Here is a 4713-nt window from a genome sequence, read left to right on the forward strand (position 1 = left end):
GGCGCGGTGGGCCGGGACGGCACGCGGGTCGAAGCCGGGCCCCTCGTCGCTCACCCGTACCCGCAGCCCGGAGCCACCGTCGAGTTCGAGGGCGCAGCGGCGGGGGCCGGGTCCGGCGTGCCGGACGCCGTTGGACACCGCCTCCACCAGGGCATCGCGTAACGACGCCGCCACGTCCGCCGGCATCGTCGCCGCCGTGGGCACCTCCGTCGGCGCCGTGACCAGCAGCTCCGGATCGGTCTGCCGGGCGTGGGCGACGAGGTAGCTGATGACCCCGCCCAGCGGCATCGGGGCGGAGGTGCCCGGCGCCGACTCCAGCAGTGCCGCAGGGTCGACGCGGGCGCGGGCGGCGGGGAGGATTCCGCGCCGGACGCCGTCGAGAAGCGAGAGGACGTGGTCGTGGACGTAGGCCAGGAATCGGGTCTCCAGCTCGTGGAGGGCACGACTGCCCGCCAGGTGCAGGGTGTCACGGTGGGTGCGGGCGACGATCTCGTCGATGGCGGCGGCTGCCCGGCTGGCCATGAACACGAGGATGAACAGCGGCCACGCCCAGATGAGCCCCAGCGCGGTCTCCACCACCGGCCCCGGGGTGGAGGTCCGGTAGGCCAGCACCGCCAGCGTCACGATGAGGGAGGCCGCCACGGTGCCGCCCACCCGGGGAGCCACCGCCGCCACCATCGTCAGGGGCAGTCCCACGTACTGTCCGATCCCACTGTCCGGGAACAGGGACAGCAGATACCCGCCGAGGACCACCCCGGACAGCCCGCCGGCCATCAGCAGGACGGGCGCCACACCCCGGTCGAGCACCCCGGCGATGAGCACCACCACGGAGACCACGGCGCACCACCAGCACACGGTGGGCAGGTCCTCCCCCGTGAGTACGACCCGCAGCAGCAGGAGCAGGAGCCACACCGTCGCAGTGCCCAGGGCCACCCCGCGTCGGACCGTCCGGGCCACACCCGTGGACTCGTCCGGGAATCTCTCGACGATCCGGCCCGCATGCTGCACCGGAGGGGGAAGGAAGAAGGACGACGGCAGTTCCGTGACCGGACTCGCGTGGCGGGCCAGGGTGTCCGTCATCGTGCTCACCTGTCCAGCGGGCCGGGCAGGAAACCATCCTCCTGGGCGCGGAGGAACAACTCGATCTTGGTGTCCGCCGGGCGCCCGGCCAGCGCGTACTTCGCCCGGATGCGTCCGAGGTAGTCCTGCACCGTGCCCTGCGACAACCCGGTGAGGGTGGCGACCCGCTTGGCGGGCTCCCCCATGGCGAAGAGTTCCAGCACCTCCCTCTGCCTCTCCGAGAGCGTCACCGCCGCGAGGAGGGGGTCCCCGTCGATCAGGACCGCCCAGTCCGTGGTGGCGTAGGTGCCGCCCGCTGCGGCGAGGCACACGGCCTCCTCGAGGTCAGCCACCGACGCCGACTTGTCGACGACCCCCGCCACCCCCGCCTGCAGCGCCCTCCGGACGAGGTAGGGACTCTCCATGGAGCTGTAGACGAGGACGTGGACGCCGGCGGACTGCAGGTCGAGGGCGTTGAGGTAGGGGTCGCTGCCGTCGGCGAGCCGCAGGTCCAGCAGCGCCACCGACACTGGAGGGGCGTCGGGGTCCGCGATCCGTGCCAGCGCCTCCTGCATGGTGAGGTAGGTGCCCGCCAGGACGCACCGGTCCGAGCCACCGAGTGTGTACTCCAGACCCGCGAGAACAACCTCGTGGTCGTCGATGACGATCACCTGCACCTTCATGAGCTCAACCTAACAGTTTCCGCCGCATGCCAACAGGGTCCCCGCTGACGGTGCCGGTGGAAATGCGGGCAGCAGAAACCCCTGCTACCGGCCCCTTTTCCGGGGTGTTGAGCTGGAGTCCCACCACCTCGACAAGGGAGGACCCCATGAGACGCAGAGTTCTCACCATCCTGGCGGCCACCGCATTGGCCGCCTCCCTGCCACCCCTCTCCCCGACCGCCTCCGCATACACCGTCACCGTCTCCGGTGACGAGTGCACCATCGTGTGGGGTATGCAGGACTGGCTGGACCGCGGGGACATCTACCTGGACACCAGGGACGACCGCCTCGCGTCGGTGGTCGCCACCAGGGAGAACTTCAAGAACGCCCTTCCCTCGGTCGCCGACGACATCGAGGCGTACAGCGACAACCGGACCGGCGGCGCAGCCACCTTCAACCGCATCGTCGCGGCCGGCGTGGCCGCGGGCATGGCCGACTGGGAGGTCACGACGGGTCTCAGCTACGCCGTCCTCATGGCACCCGGTGACACCGACGGACCGCCGCGGAGCATGGACGACCGGGTCGAGAACATCACCCGCAGGGATGCGGCAGAATTCCAGGCGTACCTGGACAGTGCTCCCGATGCCGGGGCGGAGATGACCTCCCAGCTGTACCGCGACATCACCCGACCCGGGCGCGTCTTCACGAAGAGCTTCACCGCGCTCACCATCGGTGATGCCTACCGGCACTGCATCGACGGCACGGAAGGCTCCTTCCGCCTCCATGACAAGGGCGCTGACGGCCCCGGCGACGGCGTTGACGGGCCCGGCGGCGGGATGGGAGGCAGCCTACGGGGCTTCAGCCTGAGCAGCTGACCCCGGTCGGCTGAACCGCCTACACCTCGAGCGCGAGGATGTCCTCGACGGTCTCGCGGCGCAGCATGAGCTTGGTCTTGCCGGCGCGTACGGCGACGACCGGCGGGCGGCCGAAGGCGTTGTAGCGCGAGGACATGGCGTAGGCGTAGGCGCCGGTCGCGGCGACGGCCATGAGGTCGCCGACCACGATGTCGTCCGGATAGGCGGCGTCGCGGACGAGGATGTCGCCGGACTCGCAGTGGGAGCCGACGAGGCGGGACTGCACCTCAGAACCCTCGGTGAAGCGGTTGACCACGCGGGCGTCGTAAAGCGCGTCATAGAGTGCCGGGCGGATGTTGTCCGACATGCCGCCGTCGACGGAGAGGTAGCGGCGCTTCTCGTCCTCGGAGACGGTGACGTCCTTGACGGTGCCGACCTCGTAGACGGTGACGGTGCCGGGGCCGGCGATGGCGCGACCGGGCTCGACGAGGACGGTGGGGGCGTCGATTCCCAGCTCAGCGGCGGTCTTGGCCACGGCTGTGAGCAGGTCGTGGGCCACCTCGTCGACGTTGAGGGACTGCTCGTCCTCGGTGTAGGCGATGCCGTAGCCGCCGCCGAGGTCGAGCTCGGGCAGCTGCACGCCCAGTTCGCGGTGGATCTGCGAGTAGAGGGCCAGGACGCGGTCGGCGGCCATGGTGAAGCCCCGGGCGTCGAAGACCTGGGAGCCGACGTGGCAGTGCAGGCCGACGAGCTCGAGGTTCTCCGCACGGACGGCGGCCTCGGCGGCGCGGAACGCCGACCCGGAGGCCAGGGAGAAACCGAACTTCTGGTCCTCGTGGGAGGTGGCGATGGCCTCGTGGGTGTGGGCCTCGATGCCGGGCTTGACGCGGATCATCACCTTCTGGATGACGTCGGCGCCGGCGGCGATGGCATCGAGAAGCTCGAGCTCCTGCTCGGAGTCCAGGACGACGTGGCCGACGCCCTCGGTGACGCACGCCCGCAGGAAGGACGGCCCCTTGTTGTTGCCGTGCGCCGTGATGCGGGCGGCGGGGAACTCCGCGGCCAGCGCGATCTTCAGCTCGTTGAGGGAGGCGACGTCCAGGGACAGGCCCTCCTCGTCGACCCAGCGCGCGACGGTGCGGGTGAGGAACGCCTTGGAGGCGTAGTGCACGTTCTCCGGTCCGCCGAAGGCGCGGGCCATGTCCTGGCAGCGGGAACGGAAGTCATCCTCGTCGACGACGAAGACCGGGGTGCCGAACTCCTCGGCGATCTCCGGCAGCGGCACACCCGCGACCGTGACCACGCCGTCCTCCTGGCGCGCGGCGTTGCGCGGCCATACGTGGGCCGGCAGATCGTTGAAATCCGAGGTCATGCGCTTACATCCTCTCCGGGGCGGTGACACCGACCAGGCCGAGCGCGTTGGCCAGGGTCTGGCGGGTGGCGGCGGCCAGCGCCAGGCGGGCGGTGTGGATCGGGGCCGCCTCTTCGTCGGCCTTCGGCAGGATCTGGCAGTTGTCGTAGAAGCGGTGGAACACGCCGGCCAGTTCCTCGGCGTAACGGGCGATGCGGTGCGGCTCACGCAGTTCCGCGGCGGCCTTGACCACGTTCGGGAACTCGCCGAGGGTGCGGATGAGGTCGCCCTCCCGCTCGTGGGTGAGCAGCGAGAGGTCCGGGTTGTCGGCGGTGACGCCCAGCTCCGCGGCCTTGCGCGCGATGGAGCACAGGCGGGCGTGGCCGTACTGGACGTAGTAGACCGGGTTGTCGGAGGACTGGGAGGCCCACAGCGCCAGGTCGATGTCCAGGGAGGAGTCGACGGAGGAGCGGATGAGTGAGTAGCGGGCGGCGTCGATGCCGATGGCCTCGACCAGGTCGTCGAGGGTGATGACGGTGCCGGCACGCTTGGACATGCGGACCGCCTCGCCGTCGCGGAGCAGGTTGACCATCTGGCCGATCATGACCTCGACCTGGTCGGCGTTGTAGCCGAGGGCCGCGGCGGCGGCCTTGAGGCGGGCGACGTAGCCGTGGTGGTCGGCGCCGAGCATGTAGATGCACAGGTCGTGGCCGCGGTCGATCTTGTCCGCGACGTAGGCGATGTCACCGGCGATGTACGCGGCGTCGCCGTCGGACTTGATGACGAC

General features: G+C 70.4%; 5 protein-coding genes. 1 reads left to right on the forward strand and 4 read right to left on the reverse strand.

Features of this window, described 5'->3' with window-relative positions; translation table 11 throughout:
* Together GXZ33_RS04675 and GXZ33_RS04680 are read right to left on the reverse strand one after the other, a co-directional pair.
* On the reverse strand, positions 1–1080 hold a 1080-nt coding region (locus tag GXZ33_RS04675), incomplete at its 3' end, for an ATP-binding protein (RefSeq protein ID WP_291339723.1).
* A 5-nt stretch (positions 1081–1085) separates the two neighbouring features.
* On the reverse strand, positions 1086–1742 hold the full coding sequence (locus tag GXZ33_RS04680) for a response regulator transcription factor (RefSeq protein ID WP_291339724.1): 657 nt from the start codon (positions 1740–1742) through the stop codon (positions 1086–1088).
* Positions 1743–1888: 146 nt separating this feature from the next.
* On the opposite strand from GXZ33_RS04680, the gene GXZ33_RS04685 reads away from it, so the two are divergent.
* Entirely contained in the window at positions 1889–2596 is a 708-nt protein-coding gene (locus tag GXZ33_RS04685; RefSeq protein ID WP_291339725.1) for a hypothetical protein, read from the forward strand.
* Between the two features lie 19 nt (positions 2597–2615).
* On the opposite strand, the gene lysA is transcribed toward GXZ33_RS04685, so the two are convergent.
* Both lysA and argS read right to left on the reverse strand, forming a co-directional pair.
* A complete protein-coding gene (lysA, locus tag GXZ33_RS04690; protein ID WP_291339726.1) occupies positions 2616–3947 on the reverse strand; it encodes a diaminopimelate decarboxylase in 1332 nt (443 codons plus the stop codon).
* Between the two features lie 4 nt (positions 3948–3951).
* Positions 3952–4713: arginine--tRNA ligase (gene argS, locus GXZ33_RS04695; RefSeq protein WP_291339727.1), on the reverse strand; the 762-nt coding region annotated here is incomplete at its 5' end.

Source organism: Corynebacterium sp., assembly GCF_012838985.1.
In the GTDB taxonomy this organism is placed as follows: domain Bacteria; phylum Actinomycetota; class Actinomycetes; order Mycobacteriales; family Mycobacteriaceae; genus Corynebacterium.